This is a genomic window from Pseudomonas sp. TH43, from assembly GCF_016650635.1.
In the GTDB taxonomy this organism is placed as follows: domain Bacteria; phylum Pseudomonadota; class Gammaproteobacteria; order Pseudomonadales; family Pseudomonadaceae; genus Aquipseudomonas.
The window spans coordinates 986,314-1,002,196 of record NZ_JAEKFI010000001.1; the positions used below are offsets into that span (position 1 = coordinate 986,314).

13 protein-coding genes are annotated in these 15,883 nt (G+C 61.2%); 9 read left to right on the forward strand and 4 right to left on the reverse strand.

All coding sequences use genetic code 11. The features are described from left to right. Positions 1-33: 33 nt before the first annotated feature. The 3 genes from JFT81_RS04415 to JFT81_RS04425 are packed head-to-tail and all read right to left on the reverse strand — an operon-like array spanning position 34 to position 3,629. Complete coding sequence (locus JFT81_RS04415) at positions 34-945, reverse strand: LysR substrate-binding domain-containing protein (protein ID WP_201226264.1); 912 nt, start codon at positions 943-945, stop codon at positions 34-36. Positions 946-951: 6 nt separating this feature from the next. Continuing rightward, positions 952-3,165, reverse strand: coding sequence for a molybdopterin cofactor-binding domain-containing protein (locus JFT81_RS04420; RefSeq protein ID WP_201226265.1), 2,214 nt, complete (start codon positions 3,163-3,165; stop codon positions 952-954). Further along, entirely contained in the window at positions 3,165-3,629 is a 465-nt protein-coding gene (locus JFT81_RS04425) for a (2Fe-2S)-binding protein (protein ID WP_201226266.1), read from the reverse strand. The genes JFT81_RS04420 and JFT81_RS04425 overlap by 1 nt, the downstream gene beginning before the upstream one ends. A 119-nt stretch (positions 3,630-3,748) precedes the next feature. On the opposite strand from JFT81_RS04425, the gene JFT81_RS04430 reads away from it, so the two are divergent. From JFT81_RS04430 to JFT81_RS04470, 9 genes are all read left to right on the forward strand, one after another. Next, on the forward strand, positions 3,749-4,639 hold the full coding sequence (locus tag JFT81_RS04430; RefSeq protein ID WP_201226267.1) for a LysR substrate-binding domain-containing protein: 891 nt from the start codon (positions 3,749-3,751) through the stop codon (positions 4,637-4,639). Positions 4,640-4,950: 311 nt separating this feature from the next. Next, positions 4,951-5,880 (forward strand): amidohydrolase family protein, encoded by a 930-nt coding sequence (locus tag JFT81_RS04435; protein ID WP_116031241.1) that lies wholly within the window; start codon positions 4,951-4,953, stop codon positions 5,878-5,880. 4 nt (positions 5,881-5,884) lie between these two features. Beyond that, a complete protein-coding gene (locus JFT81_RS04440) occupies positions 5,885-6,790 on the forward strand; it encodes an amidohydrolase family protein (protein ID WP_008081961.1) in 906 nt (301 codons plus the stop codon). Between the two features lie 316 nt (positions 6,791-7,106). Beyond that, positions 7,107-8,492, forward strand: a complete 1,386-nt coding sequence (locus tag JFT81_RS04445) for a UbiD family decarboxylase (protein WP_201226268.1) — start codon at positions 7,107-7,109, stop codon at positions 8,490-8,492. Between the two features lie 11 nt (positions 8,493-8,503). Then, positions 8,504-9,127, forward strand: coding sequence for a UbiX family flavin prenyltransferase (locus tag JFT81_RS04450; protein ID WP_207199819.1), 624 nt, complete (start codon positions 8,504-8,506; stop codon positions 9,125-9,127). A gap of 169 nt (positions 9,128-9,296) precedes the next feature. After that, positions 9,297-10,346, forward strand: coding sequence for a GTP-binding protein (locus JFT81_RS04455; protein WP_201226270.1), 1,050 nt, complete (start codon positions 9,297-9,299; stop codon positions 10,344-10,346). A 416-nt stretch (positions 10,347-10,762) separates the two neighbouring features. Then, positions 10,763-12,130: a nucleobase:cation symporter-2 family protein gene (locus JFT81_RS04460; RefSeq protein ID WP_201226271.1), complete on the forward strand. Its 1,368-nt coding sequence runs from the start codon at positions 10,763-10,765 to the stop codon at positions 12,128-12,130. A 13-nt stretch (positions 12,131-12,143) separates the two neighbouring features. After that, positions 12,144-13,532, forward strand: coding sequence for an amidohydrolase family protein (locus JFT81_RS04465; RefSeq protein ID WP_201226272.1), 1,389 nt, complete (start codon positions 12,144-12,146; stop codon positions 13,530-13,532). Between the two features lie 196 nt (positions 13,533-13,728). Then, positions 13,729-13,926 (forward strand): hypothetical protein, encoded by a 198-nt coding sequence (locus JFT81_RS04470; RefSeq protein WP_201204416.1) that lies wholly within the window; start codon positions 13,729-13,731, stop codon positions 13,924-13,926. Between the two features lie 1,037 nt (positions 13,927-14,963). Here the strand turns inward: JFT81_RS04470 and JFT81_RS04475 are convergent. Then, a complete protein-coding gene (locus JFT81_RS04475) occupies positions 14,964-15,878 on the reverse strand; it encodes a DHH family protein (RefSeq protein WP_201226273.1) in 915 nt (304 codons plus the stop codon). Positions 15,879-15,883 lie beyond the last annotated feature (5 nt).

A 15,883-nucleotide genomic window follows, 5' to 3' on the forward strand; every position in this document is an offset into this window, starting at 1 on the left:
AGTACGACCGCAGCCGATCGTGATCGTGCACCTCTATTCGCAGACAACACATCCCCCTGCGGGGTGGGGTTCGATCAGTTCTCGGAGGGTATCGAGGAACAGTTTGAGCACTGGCGAGGCATCGTCGGCGCGATAGGTGGCGTACAGCGGCACTTCCGGCAACGCTGGGGTCAGCGACTTGAACACCAGACCCGCCGGCGCCAACTGTTCGATGGACGCCGGCAACAGCGCCACGCCAAAACCGGCACGCACGAGGCTGAGCAAGGTCTGCACCTCGATCACTTGCTGACGAATCTGTGGTGTGAAACCCGCCTGAATACAACACTGATAAAGAAAGTTGGCAAACCGCGACTGCTTCAGTTCCAGCGCCACAAACGGCTCCTGCGCCAGATCCGCCGGGGCCAGCACTTCGCGTTGCGCCAGCGGATGATCCGCCGGCATCACCACATGAATCGGCTCATAGATCAGTAGCTCGTTGCGCAACAACGGATCGTCATAACCCACGCGAAACACGCAGGCATCAATACGCTTCTCCTTCAACGCCTTGACCTGCGCTGCCGGGGTCATCTCGTGCAGGCGCCAGTTGACCTGCGGATAACGCTCGCGAAACAAATGCAACGCCTTGGGCAGCACGCCGACCATCACCGAACTGATCATGCCGATTTCCAGCTCGCCCAACTGCCCGCGACCGGTCTGCCGAGTCAGATCCAGCGCCCGTTCGAGCTGCTCGAACACCAGCGGCGCCTGCTCCTTGAGCATCTGCCCCGCCGCTGTCAGCTCGACCCGATGATGGCTGCGCTCGAACAACGGCGTGCCGAGTTCCTCTTCCAACAGACGAATCTGCTGGCTTAGCGGCGGCTGGCAGATGTGCAGGCGCTCGGCGGCACGACCGAAGTGCAGTTCATCGGCCAACGCCATGAAATACCGCAGCAGGCGCAAGTCCATGGCGATTTATCCCAGACTCAGCGGCGTAGAGCGTTGGCGCACGCCCGTCAACGCGAAGAGTGCGTTGGCGATGGCTGGTGCTACCGACGGGCTGCCCAGCTCGCCAACGCCTCCAGGTTTACTCGGCTCACCGTCGAGCACGACGATGTCGGTGGCGGGCATGTCGGACATGCGCGTGACACGGTAGTCGTGAAAGTTGCTCTGCACCACCCGGCCCTGTTTGATATCGAGCCGGTCGAACAACGCGTGGCCGAAGCCCCACATCAGGCCGCCGTAGATCTGCTCTTCGACACCACCGGGCGATACCGCCAAACCGCAATCGACTACGCAGGTGAGCTTCTCGACTGTTGGCTTGCCCTCGACCGTCGCCACCCGCGCGACCACCGCGATAAAACTGGTGTAACCCTGATTCGTGGCGATCCCCAACGCCGTGCCCGGTGGCAACGGCTGGCCCCATCCGGCGCGCTCGGCAGCCTGTTTGAGTACCGCCACATGCCGTGGCCGCTCTTGCATGTTGGCCAGGCGGAACGCCAATGGATCTTCGCCGGCAGCATGGGCGAGTTCGTCCATGAAACTCTCGACGGCAAACACGTTGGGAATAAAACTCACCGAGCGGTACCAGCCGCTCGGCACCTCACTTTCGTGCTTGACCCAGTTCAGTTCCAGGTGCGGCGGGCGATACGCGAAGTCCCACGCGGTGATCGCCTCGGTGGTGCTGTAGTCCATGTGATCGGGGCGCTCGAAATAACCCGGCTCCCACTGTTCCGGCGAGGCCGGAGACACCGCGTGCAGTTGCAACGCGCTGAGTTTGCCTTGGGCATCGAGCGCACCTTTGACCCGGTGCAAGGTCGCGGGATGATTGAACAGCGCGTGCATTTCGTCTTCGCGGCTGTTGAGCAGCTTCACTGGCACGCCGGTTTTCTGTGCCAGATACGCGACTTCAAACAACCAGTATTTCGCCTCCCGCGCACCGAAACTGCCGCCGGAGACCAACTCATGAATGGTGACGTTGGCCTTGTCGATCCCGCACACGGTCTGCGCCGCTTCCAGCGCCGAGGACGGCACCTGCACGCCGCCCCAATAAATGATCGTTTTGTCCTTGACTTGCGCGGTGATGCAGATCGGCTCCAGTGGGTTTTGCACCTTGTAGGGCATGGTGTAGTCGGCTTCGATCAGCTTCGCCGCGCCCGGCCATTGCCCGGCGACATCACCGTGGGTCATGGCTTTGACGGTTTGTACTGTCGGATCGCCGATGGCTCTGGCTTGAGCGCTGGACAACTGCTCGCTGTCGAACCCGGCCAGCGGCGAATCGCTCCACTGGATGGTCAGCACTTTGCGCCCTTCCTGCGCTGCCCAGAACGTATCGGCCAGCACCGCGACACCCTCAAGGTTGCCGCCGAGAACATCGGGCCGCCCCGGAATCGCCAGCACCTTGCGCACCCCCGGCACCCGCAATGTTGCCGCCGAATCGATGTCGAGCACTTTCGCCCCGACCACTGGCGCGCGCTGGATGACTGCCACCAGCATGTCTGGCAACTGTACGTCGATGCTGTACTTGAAACGCCCGCAGACCTTGGCCGCCGCATCACGTTTGTGGCGCAGCTTGCCGATGTATTTGAACTGCGCCGGATCTTTCAGCGTGACCTTTGCCGGGGCTGGCAGGTGCGCGGCCACACCGACCAGCTCGCCGTAACTCAGGCTGCGTTTGCTTGAGGTGTGAACGACCCGGCCTTCTTCGGTGGTGCAGCTGTCGGGGCTGACTTTCCATTGCTTCGCCGCCGCCGTGATCAACAACGCCCGAGCCGTGGCGCCAGCCATGCGCAAGCGATCGTATTCCAGCGAAACGCTGGTGCTGCCGCCCGTGGAGAAGACTTTCCAGATCGGATGAATGTAGGTCTCGAAGAACGGATCTTCCGGGGTGATCACCTGCACGGTCATCGGGTTGACGTCCAATTCTTCGGCCACACATGCAGCCAGTGCAGTCTGCGTACCGGTGCCGGAATCGTGCTTGTGCACCACCAGTTTCACCGTGCCGTCGGCAAAGATGCGAACCCAGGCATTGGGCTCGAATTCTGTCGCCGCAGCAGGGGCTTTGGGGTCGGCGGCGGCGACGCCAGTAGGCAAATACAGGGCAATCGCCAAGCCTGAGGCGACAGTCGCCGCTTGCTTGAGAAACACCCGGCGTGGCAGTTCGATACGAGTGTCGTCGATGAGGCTCATCACGCCTCCTTCGGCGCATTCGCCGCACGTTTGATCGCCTTGTTGATGCGTCCGTAGGTGCCACAGCGGCAGATATTTCCGGACATCGCATTGCGGATCGAATCGTCCGTCACCGCCGCACCCGTGTTGAGCAACGCGGCGGCGGACATGATCTGCCCGGATTGACAGTAGCCGCATTGCGGCACATCTTCGGCGACCCAGGCCAGTTGCAGCGGATGGTTTTCCGTCGCCGACAAACCTTCGATGGTAGTGATGCTGTGGCCCGCGACGGCCGCCACAGGCAACTGGCAGGAACGCACCGCGACTCCGTTCAGATGTACGGTGCAGGCGCCGCACAGGCCCATGCCGCAGCCGAACTTGGTGCCGGTGAGTTTCAACTGATCACGCAACACCCATAACAAGGGCATGGAGGGGGACGCCTCATCCAGCTCGCGTCGTTCGCCGTTAACCGTGAATGCAATCATTGTCAGGCTCCAAAAGAGCGGCCCGTCTTTGTGCGGGCCTGGTGATCCGATTATTGGAAGCCACGGCAATCCCCGGCCAGCGACGATTTCTGCCAACCGGTGTAAGCAGGACTAACAACATGTACAAGCGATACCCGTCGGTGCAGTCCATGAGCGCGTTTATCCACGCGGCGCGCAGCGGCAGTTTCTCCAGTGCTGCGCGCAAACTTGATCTGACCCATAGCGCGATCAGCCAGCAGATCCGCGCGTTGGAAGATTTCATCGGCCAGCCGCTGTTCGTGCGCGAAGGCGGCGGCAGCAATCTGACCGATGCCGGGCAGTTGTTTGCCAGCGTGTTGTCGGATGGTCTGGCGCAGATTGATCGGGCGATTTCCTCGGTGAAAAACCGCAGCGTGGCGCAGCGCCTGACCCTGGATGTCGACAGCGAACTGGCACAGAGCTGGCTCAATCCACGCTTGCCGCAGTTGCTCGATGGCTTACCGGATTTTGAGGTGACGCTGCTGTCGATGCCGCGCAGTGATCGCAGCGCGTTCGAGCGGGTGGATCTGGCATTGCGTTATGGCTATGGCGATTGGGACGACTGTGAGATGACGCAGATTTGTGGCGATCGGGTGCTGGCCGTGGCCTCGCCTCAGTTGCTGGAGCGCTACGGTTTGCAGGTGCCGCTAAGTCCGGCGCAAATTCTTCAATTGCCATTGTTGGGGTATACGCGGCGGTCGTGGATTCCGTGGCTGGATGCGGCGGGCATGCCTGCTAGCGAGCCCGCGGCGCGGGTGGTGTTTGATAACGCGGCGAATCTGATTGCGGCGGCAGAGGCCGGAGTCGGCGCGGGATTGGTGCGGGGACTATTGGCGGCCGATGCGTTGCGCAGTGGGCGGCTGGTGGCGCTCAACGAAGCGCAGATTGCCGCGCATTACAACCTTTACGCCGTGTGGCCGCATGGGCAGGCTGAGCGGGTGGCGCCAGTGGTTGAAGTGATCAAGCAGTTGGCTTTGCACACGCAACACTGACGCCTTCGCGAGCAGGCTCGCTCCCACAGGGTTACGCATTCCAAATGTGGGAGCGAGCCTGCTCGCGAAGAGGCCATTACCCCCACCACAAAACCAAAACCATATCGCCCAAGTATCACCACCGCGCCCAATTAATATTGTACGAACCCAACCCCTCTTTCCAATACTCGCCCTCAGCAACCACCCACCCGGGCCGGATGCGAACAGGCGAGGGAATGCGCGAGTCTTGCGCATAGAAACGGCCGATTGCCCGGGACGTGGATGCCGAGAGCCGCAAGGCTCCCTTCCCCGCTATCAGGAGATCGACTGCAATGATCATCGATATCAGCTGCTATCCCACGGATCTCGTGGACCTCGCCTGGAGGCATGACGGTGACCCGTTCACCGGCGAGCGTCTGCTGGAGATGATGGATGGCCCGTACATGGTCAACGGCAAGCCTCGCCGCATTGACAAAGCCTTCATCCAGCCGCCGCAAGGCAACACCATTTACACCTGGACCGATGGCGACCTGAGCGGCCGCGAATCCATCGACGCCTACATGGCCTACACCCTGAAAATGGTGCAGACCTACCCGGATCGGTTCATCGGCTGCTTCGTCTACAACCCGCGCTGCGGTGTGGAGAACGGCGTCGAAGCCATCGAGCGCTACGTCAAGGAGCACGGCTTCGGCATGGTGCAGATGCAAGCCAACATGCACGCCTACCGGCCCGACCGCGCACTCGACTGGGTGCGTCCGTGCTTCGAGAAGTGCGCCGAGCTGGGCATCCCGGTCAAGCTGCACACCGGCGACGGGCCGTACAGCATCCCGTCGGAATGGGTGCCGATGATCAAGGAGTTCCCTAACGTCAATTTCATCATGGCCCACTTCGGCGTACAGACCGGCGGCGTCTACGTGTTCGAACCGATGCAATGGGCGATGGAGTTGCCCAACGTCTACTGCGAATCCGGCTGGTGCCTGCAATCGCGGATCGTCGAGTTCGCCAAGGTGCTGCCGACGCACAAGATCCTTTTCGGTACCGACACCCCGCCGAACGAACCGGGCATGTGGCTGCGTCTGCTTGAGGTGCTCTGCCACGAACCACCACAAGGCCTGAACCTCGACGAGGACACCCTTGAAGACTATCTGGGCAACAACACCGCGCGAATGATCGGCCTCGAACCGACCCCGCCACCGCGTTCCGTTTCCGAAGCAGAGGCGCAACTCAAGCGCCCCGTCACCACCCAATTGGCCAGGAGCTGAACCGATGATTATCGATACCCATCTGCACCCCACCAATCTGGTCGACGAGGCCTGGCGCCACACCGGCGAACCGTTCACCGGCGAGCGCATGCTCAAGTTGATGGACGGCCCGTACATGATCAACGGCAAACCACGCCGCATCGACATGGGCTTCATCCAGCCGCCACCGGGCAACACCGGCTACCGGGACGGCAACCGCCGTGGCCGCGAGGGCGTGCGCGACTACATGTCGTATATCGCCGAACTCTGCATGAAATACCCGGATCGCTTCATCGGCAACTTCAACTTCAACCCGCGCTGGGGGCCGGAAAACGGCGCGGCAGAGCTGGAATTCCACATCAAGGAATATGGCTTCAAGATGCTCAAGCTGCACGCCAACATGCACGGCTATCGCCCGGATCGGGCACTCGACTGGCTGCGTCCGGCGATGAAGGTCTGCGCCAAGTACAACATCGTTGTGCTGATCCACACCGGCGACGGCCCGTATACGATTCCGACGATGTTCTATCCGATCATCCGCGAGTTCCCGATGGTCAATTTCATCATCGGCCACTTCGGCATCCAGACCGGCGGCAACTACTCGTTCGAAGCGTTCTGGATGGCGATGGACACGCCGAACGTTTACTGCGAATCGGGTTGGTGCTTCCAGTCGCGGATCGTCGAGTTCGCCAAGGAACTGCCACGCAACAAGATCGTCTTCGGCACCGACTCGCCGCCGAACGAACCGGGCATGTGGCTGCGTGAACTGGAGGTGTTGTGCTCACCGGCACCGCAAGGGTTGGGGATTGACGAGGATCATCTCGAAGACTACCTGGGCAACAACATTGCCCGGCTGTGCGGGATCGAACCGACACCACCGCCCAAAGACCTGGCCGAGGCCGACATACGCCTGACCACCACGTACCTCTAGATAACGCAGGCCCTTGGGGTAACAAGGAAACCCTGTGGTGAGGGGATTTAGCGAAACGTCGCACCGCCCCGTTCGGTCGCGAAGCGGCCCCAAATCCTGCAATCGCGCTGCATCAGGCAACCCGCGTTTGTCGGTTTTACGACTGCTTCGCAGCCGAACGGGGATAAATCCCCTCGCCACAAGGGATCTGTGCACAGAGCACACAGCGACTTTACAGGCACGAAGATGACCCGGCGTTCGTTCGACCGGCAGGCCAACGGCTGGCCGCGCGAACGCCCTCTCACCCCTGCGTGCCTGCTTTTTACGAGGTGACACCATGACCCGTTCGACACTCGGCGATTCTCAGGACTTTCACGTGTTCATCGACGCCTATCGCCGTGAGTACCCGGACGATGTGCTGACCCTCACTCAACCGATTTCTGCCGATCAGGACGTCACTGCCCTGGTCGACGCCCTCGCCGCCCAGGGACGCGATCCGCTGCTGATCTGCGAACACGTCGGCAACCTCGGTGTGCCGGTGGCGACCAATCTTTTCGCCTCGCGAACCCGCATCGCCCGGCTGTTCGGCGTAACCCCTGCGCGACTGCACGAAACCTTCCAGACCCGCGCCAACCAGCCCATCGCACCGCGCTATGTGGAAAGCGGGCCAATCCTTGATGAAGTCTTCGAAGGCGAAGCGCTGGACCTGGCGTTGCTGCCGATGCTCAAGCATTTCGACAGTGACCGCGGGCCGTACATCACCAACGCAATCATCGTTGCCGAAGACCCGCGGACCGGCATCGCCAACATGAGCTATCACCGCTCGATGCGCCACGCCCGCCAGGCCCTCGCCACCAGCCTGCATTCACGCGGCCACCTATGGCGCATGCTGCAAACCGCCCGCGAGCGAGGCGAAGAATTGCGCGTGGCGATGGTCGTCGGTGCGCATCCGCTGTTCATGCTCGCTGCCGCAGCACGTTTGCCGTATGGCGCCGATGAACGCGCCGTTGCTGGCGGACTGTTCGGTGCGCCGCTGGAATTGGTGAAAACGCCGCGCTACGGCATTGGTGTACCCGCCTACGCCGAGTTTGTTCTTGAAGGCGCCATCGACCCGGCGGCTTACGCTGAAGAGGGTCCGTTCGGTGAATTCAGCGGCTACTCCTCGGACCGCTCGACCAACAATGTGCTGCGCGTCGATACCCTGTTAAAACGCAAAGACGCCTGGCTGGTCGACGTCATGGGCGGCCGCTACGCCGAACACCTGACCCTCGCCCGCCTGCCGCGCGAAGCCGAGATGAGCGAGAAACTCAAAGCGCGATTCCCCGCCGTCACCGCCGTGCATTACCCCAATTCCGGCACGCATTTTCACTGCTACGTGGCGCTGGATCAGAGCCGTGACGGCGAGGCGCGGCAGATCATGCTGGCGCTGCTCGGCTGGGATCCGTACCTGAAAACCGTGATTGCGGTGGACAGCGATATCGACATCAGCGACGACAGTCAGGTGCTGTGGGCGCTGGCCACGCACTTCCAGCCGCACCTGGATATTTTCATGATCGACGGTTTACCGGGCAGCCCGCTCGATCCTTCGTCGTCGGTCAATGGCACCACGTCGCGCATGGGTCTGGATGCCACACGCGGCTCGGGTTTTGACGGGATCAAGGCGCAACTCGATCAGGAAGTTCTGGAGCGAGCGCGGGTTTTGCTCAAAGGTCTGGAATCGTGAACCGGCAGCGGATGGTCGTCGGCATCAGCGGCGCGTCCGGTTTTATCTATGGCGTGCGTTTGCTGCAACTGCTCGCCGAACTGGACATCGAAAGCCACCTGATCATCAGCCGCGCGGCGCTGCTGACCATGGCCCACGAGACCGACTACAAACTGGCTGACGTCACCGCGCTGGCCAGCCATTACCACCGCGCCGATGACGTCGCCGCCGGGATCGCCAGCGGTTCGTTTCGCTGCCTCGGGATGGTGGTTGCGCCGTGCTCGATGAGGACGCTGGCGGAGATTGCCACGGGCACTTCGTCAGGGCTGATCGGACGCGCCGCTGACGTCACTCTCAAAGAACGCCGCACGCTGGTGCTGATGGCCCGCGAAACCCCGCTGACCCTCGCCCACCTGCGCAATATGACCGCCGTCACCGAAATGGGCGGAATCATCGCCCCGCCGGTGCCGGCGTTCTACGCCCGGCCCGACAGCCTCGGGCAAATGGTCGACCACAGCCTCGGCCGCGTGCTTGACCTGTTCGGCCTCGATGCCGGCGTCTTACAACGCTGGCGAGACCCTCAATCAAATACATCACCTGAGACAAACACCTGTGGCGAGGGGATTTATCCCCGTCCGGCTGCGAAGCAGTCGTAAAACCGGCAACCGCGGTCTGTCTGATGCAGCGCGTTGGCAGGATTTGGGGCCGCTTCGCAGCCCAACGGGGCGGTGCGACGTTTCGCTAAATCCCCTCGCCACAGGGTTTACACAAAAAAGCAGCATTACCCGAATTCAGTGTGCACCGGTTAATCAAAGGAGCCTCACCATGAACACCCCATTCAACGCGCCAACCCCAAACACCAAAATCCCCGTGACCATCCTCACCGGTTTCCTCGGGGCCGGTAAAACCACCCTGCTCAATTACATTCTCAAAGAAAACCACGGCCGCAAAATCGCCGTGATCGAAAACGAATTCGGCGAGGTCGGCATCGACGGCGACCTCGTCCTCAGCTCGGAAACCGAAGAAATCTACGAGATGGTCAACGGCTGCGTCTGCTGCACCGCCGAGGTTCGCGAGGACCTGGTGCGCATCGTTCGCGAGCTGGTGGCGCGGCCGGTGCGGCTTGATCACATCCTGATCGAGACCAGCGGCCTGGCCGACCCGTACCCGGTGGCACAGAGCTTTTTTATCAATGACCCGATCGCCGATGAAGTGGAACTCGACGCCATCGTGACCATGGTCGATGCCAAACACATCGCCCAGCATCTGGAGGATCTGCAACTCGACGGCGTCGACAATCAGGCGGTGGATCAGATCGTCTGCGCCGACCGGATCGTCATCAACAAGGTCGATCTGGTCAGCGCTGAAGAGTTGGAAACCCTGCGCGGCAAGATCCGGGGGTTGAATGCCACGGCGGATCTGGTGACCTCGACCCACGCGCAAATCGACCTGGCCAAGATCCTCGGCATCGGCGCTTTCGAGTGCACGCAGAAGCTGATGGAAATCGGCGCGGATCAGCACGATCACGATCACCACGACCATGACCATCACGCTGAAGAGGCCGACCACGAGCACGACCCAAGCGTTTCTTCGGTGGGCATCGCCGTCGATGGCGCGGTCAACCTGATGGCGTTCCATCGCTGGATCAGCGAGCTGCGCTCCTCCCAGGCCGACAACCTCTATCGCATGAAAGGCGTGCTCGCCGTCGCCAACGAAGACCAGCGCTATGTACTGCAAGGCGTGCACAGCCTGGTGGAATTCCGAGCATCAACCGCGTGGGGCACGGAGCCCCGCTCGAGCAAGATCGTGTTCATCGGCCGCGACCTGGATCGCGCGGCCCTGAACCAGGGCTTCGCCGCCTGCCTGGCAGGCTGAAACAAGGCATCGGAGCCGGTGGATGGCGGCTTCGCAGCACGAATGACTGATGCCCAATGGGCCTTGCAAATCTGTGAAGTGAACCCTGTATGAGGTTCTGAGCTGAGGCAATTTCCCTGTGGGGAGGCAGTTAATTTGTGGCGAGGGGATTTAGCGAAACGTCGCACCGCCCCGCTGGGGTGCGAAGCGCCCCCAAAACCAGAACTCGCGGTTTATCAGAAAAACCGCAAGCACTGGATTTGCGACTGCTGCGCAGCCGAGCGAGGCGGTGCGACGTTTCGCTAAATCCCCTCGCCACAGGTTCTCCTCTGAACAGTCAGGCTCATTTCAGCAAGGGTTCTTCAGTGCTCCCGGATCCAAAGGCATCAGACGAATACCCCTCTCTACCGCATAAAAACAGCCAGAGGTGTTTCCCCATGTCGTCAGCCACATCCCCATCAAAAACCGCTTCCTCCGTGCATCCCGTCGACCGCATTCTGCCGGTGCGACAAATGCTCACCCTCGGCCTGCAACACATGGCCGTCTCGTACATCGGCGCCATCGCCGTGCCGTTGATTGTCGCCAGTGCCTTGAAAATGTCCCACACCGACACGGTGGTGCTGATCAGCACCACGCTGTTCTGCTCGGGCATCGCCACCCTTCTGCAAACCGTCGGCTTCTGGAAATTCGGCGTGCGCCTGCCGATTCTGCAAGGCGTGGCGTTCAGCAGCGTCGGCCCGGTAATCGCCATCGGCAGCAACCCGGAGGTGGGGTTCGCCGGGGTCTGCGGGGCGGTGATCGGCGCGGGGATTTTCACCATGCTGATGGCGCCCTTCGTCGGTCGATTGCGGCGATTTTTTCCGCCCGTGGTCACCGGTTGCATCGTCACCGTGATCGGTTTGCAACTGTTCCCGATTGCCTATGAATGGGTCGGCGGCGGGCGCAATGCGAGCAACTTCGGTGCTCCGGCATTCCTCGGTGTGGCGGTGGTGGTGTTGCTGACGATCCTGTTGGTCAACCGCTATGGCAGTCCACTGCTGCGCAACATGGCGGTGTTGATCGGCATGCTGATCGGCGCCGGTCTGGCCTACGGTCTGGGCATGGGCAATTTCCACAGCGTTGAAGAAGCGCCGTGGCTGACCGTGCCCTACCCGTTCTACTTCGGTTTGCCGACCTTCAGCCTGATCCCCATCGCGACCATGGTGGTGGTGATGATCGTGCAGATGGTCGAGTCGATGGGACTGTTCGTGGCCATCGGCGACATCGTCGAAAAACCGGTGGAAGACAAACAGGTGATCAACGGCCTGCGCGCCAACGGTCTGGCCAGCACCATCGCCGGTATGTTCGCCGCGTTCCCGTTTATCGCCTTCATGGAAAACGTCGGCCTGGTAATCCTCACTGGCGTGCGCAGCCGTTGGGTGGTCGCGGTCAGCGGCTTGCTGATGTGCTCGATTGCCCTGGTGCCGAAGGCCGGCGCGATCATCGCCTCGATGCCGACCGCCGCCCTCGGTGGCGCCGGCATTGCGATGTTCGGCGTGGTCGCGGCGGCGGGCATTCAAACGTTGGCCAAGGTCGACTATGAGCGCAATCGCTACAACGTGCTGATCGTCGGTTTCACCATCGCTGCCGCGCTGGTGCCGGTGCTCGCTCCCACCCTGTTCAAACAACTCCCCGAGTGGTCGCAGCCGTTCCTGCACAGCAGCGTGGTCATCGCCTGCCTGGTGTCGGTATTGCTCAACGCCGCGCTGAATGGCGTCAGCGTGCCGGAAACCACCGCCAGCAAATCCGCCTCGCACATCCTTTAGTTTGGAGCTGCCCATGACTCAACTTCAGAACATCCTGATCAAAAAACCGGTCGCGGTGATGACCGGCCTGCGCGGCCCTCGCGCGCGGGCCGGCGCCGTGGACATCCGCGTGGTCAACGGCCGCATCGCTGAAATGGCCGCGAACCTTGAGCCACACCCTGGCGAACGGGTGATCGACGCGCGCAATTGCGTGGTCTATCCGGGCTGGATCAACACCCACCATCACCTGTTCCAGAATCTGCTCAAAGCCGTACCTGCAGGGCTGAATCAGGATCTGCAAGGCTGGCTGGCGAGCGTGCCTTACCCGCGTCTGAACCGCTTCACACCACCACTGGCGCGGATCGCCGCACGGCTGGGCATGGTCGAGTTGTTGTTGTCCGGCGTCACCACGTGTGCCGACCATCATTACCTCTATCACGCCCACGGCAGCACCGAGACCGGCGACTTGCTGTTCGACATGGCCGATGAATTCGGCCTGCGTTTTGTGCTGTGTCGTGGCGGTGCACTGGAGTCGGCCAGCGCGCATCCAGGTTTCTCGAAGACCGCGCTGCAACCGGAAAGCCTCGAGCAGATGGTCGGCGATATCGAACGGTTGAAGTCGCTGTATCACCAGGACACCGCGGACGCGATGCGCCGTGTGGTCGTGGCTCCTACCACACCGACCTTCTCGTTGCCGCCCACGCTGCTGCGTGAACTGGCGCACACCGCACGAGGCCTTGGTTTGAGGCTGCACACGCACCTGTCCGAGACGCAGAACTATGTGAATTTCTGCCGCGAAAAGTACAACTGCCTGCCGGTGGAGTTCGTCGCCGAACACGAATGGCTCGGCCCCGACGTCTGGTTCGCCCACGCCGTGCACTTGCAACCCGGCGAAATCCGCATGCTCGCCCAGACCGGCACCGGTATTTCCCACTGCCCGGTGAGTAACGCGCGACTGGGTAGCGGTGTCGCGCCAGTGCCGCAGATGTATGAGGCCGGCGTGCCGATTTCCCTCGGCGTCGACGGCGTGGCATCGAATGAATCCGGGAGCATGGTCGGCGAGGCGAACACCGCGTGGCTGATTCACCGCGCCGAACAAGGTGCTTCGGCAACCACAGCAGAAGATGTCATTCACTGGGGCACGGCGGGTGGCGCGCAGGTGCTTGGACTGGGCGCGGTCGGCACGCTGGAAGTCGGTCAGGCAGCGGATCTGGTGGTCTACAGCCTCGACCATCCACGCTTCTACGGCTTCCACGACAGCGCCGTCGCGCCGGTGGTGGCAGGCGAACCGATCACGGTGAAATACAGCCTGGTCGGCGGCAGGATCGTGGTCGATAACGGCGTGATTCCAGGCCTGGACATCGAGCGCATGCGCGCCGAAGCGTGGGAAGGCGTCCAACAACTGATGAACGTCGACGACTGACAACCCCTGTAGGAGCTGCCGCTGGCTGCGATCTTTTGATCTTGTCTTTTTGAAAACAGAGTCAAAAGATCGCGGCCTGCGGCAGCTCCTGCACAGGTGGTCCAGTTCGCGCTTCATCGCTTTGTCGACTAAGGTTATCCCCTCATCGGATTGAGCCCCTGCCAGCCACACCGGGCTCTTCATCAAGGAGAGACTGATGACGTCGCGTCGCAACATCGAACAGACCTATCGCACCTGGTCCAGCCCCATTCTGCTGGAGCTGAAAAAACGCGAACACCAGATGGCGCCAGTCGAGCGCCAAGCGCTGGAGAACGTCCTGGTGGAAAGACGGTTGCTGGACGTCGGCAACCCAAAGGGCCATGACCGCCGCACAAAAACCACCACCCCGGATTAATCCAATACCCCTTGTAGGAGCAAAGCTTGCTCGCGAACGCGGGGTGTCAGGTAGCAGCCTTGCAAGCTGTGCTGGCGCCTTCGCGAGCAAGCTCGGCTCCTACAGGGTTTTGTGTTGTCGCAGATTCCGGGAACACCGCGAAACATTGTGGGATCTGGGCTTGCTCGCGAAAGCGGGGTGTCAGGTAGCAGCCTTGCAAGCTGTGCCGGCGCCTTCGCGAGCAAGCTTGGCTCCTACAGGGTTTTGTGTTGTTGCAGATTTCGGGAACACCGTGAAACATTGTGGGATCTGGGCTTGCTCGCGAAAGCGGGGTGTCAGGTAGCAGCCTTGTAAGCTGCGCCGGCGCCTTCGCGAGCAAGCTCGGCTCCTACAGGGTTTTGTGTTGTTGCAGATTTCGGGAACACCGCGAAACATTGTGGGATCTGGGCTTGATTGCGAAAGCGGGGTGTCAGGTAGCAGCCTTGCAAGCTGTGCTGGCGCCTTCGCGAGCAAGCTTGGCTCCTACAGGGTTTTGTGTTGTTGCAGACTCCGGGAACACCGTGAAACATTGTGGGATCTGGGCTTGCTCGCGAAAGCGGGGTGTCAGGTAGCAGCCTTTGCAAGCTGTGCTGGCGCCTTCGCGAGCAAGCTCGGCTCCTACAGGTTTTTGTGTTGTTGCAGATTCCGGGAACACCGCGAAACATCGTGGGATCTGGGCTTGCTCGCGAAAGCGGGTGTCAGGCAACAACAGTCCAAGCAGTGCCGGCGCCATCGCGAGCAAGCTCGGCTCCTACAGGTTTTTGTGTTTTCGCAGACTCCGGGAACACCGCAAAACATTGTGGGATCTGGGCTTGATTGCGAAAGCGGGGTGTCAGGTAGCAGCCTTGCAAGCTGTGCCGGCGCCTTCGCGAGCAAGCTCGGCTCCTACAGGGTTTTGTGTTGTTGCAGACTCCGGGAACACCGCGAAACATCGTAGGAGCAAAGCTTGCTCGCGAAAGCGGTGTGTCAGGCAACAAAAGTCCAAGCTGTGCTGGCGCCTTCGCGAGCAAGCTTGGCTCCTACGGGGTTGTGTGTAGGCCCAGTTTGAGTAGTTGCTTGCGCAGTATTGACGGGGTGAGGACGGCCAGTCCTGCGTGCCAGTCGAGTGTCAGCAGTTGACTCAGATTCTGTTGGCTGGGTAGTGGCTCTGCCAGTAAACAGCTTTTCCGGTCGCGAATGCTGATGAGGTTTAGCAGCCAGTCTTCGCCCTGCTTCGCCATCCAGTGGCTGATCGTCGTCCGGTGTTTTTGCAACAACGCATCGGCATCCCACACGGTCATTTGCGCAAAGATCTGCGGCAGATTGCTTTCGGGTTTCATCCGTTTCAAATCCACTGCCAATGCACCGACAAGGTCTGATTCGATACTGGCCTGGCATTCGAGGAAATACTGCTCGGGCCAGTCCTTCGTCAGTTTCGCCCGTGGCGCGAGGTTGGCGTAGGCGTCGATGTCCGCTGGCGTGGTCATCTGGCTGGTGAAATTCAGGGTGTTGTCGAGAATCGCGGTGGCCAGGAGCGCGGCGCTTGGCTGACTGATTCGATGCAGCAAGTCGGCCGCCAGCCAGCGCTGAAATACCTGAGTCGCCGCTGCGCCGATCGGGCGGATGTCGGCGGCTAAACCGAGTTTCTTTGCCCAATAATCTTCGTAACCCGGATGATGGTCGATGACTTCCACAACCTGATCGAGCAGGACCATTGGATCAAAGTGGTGATAGTCGGAAACGTCGACCAAGACAAATTCGTCGCTGGGCATCGGTGCCGCGTCGTGCAAGAAATTGCCCCAACCGAGCGCGGTGCTGGAAACACTGGCGTTGGGTTTTGCGCTACTCACGGCGCGGGCGGGAATGCCTTGCAGATTGAGCAATTCTGCGTAGGCAATGCAGCAGGCGTAGGCGTCGATGTCCAGATAGGACGCGCCAGAAGTGATGATTTTCATGGGCC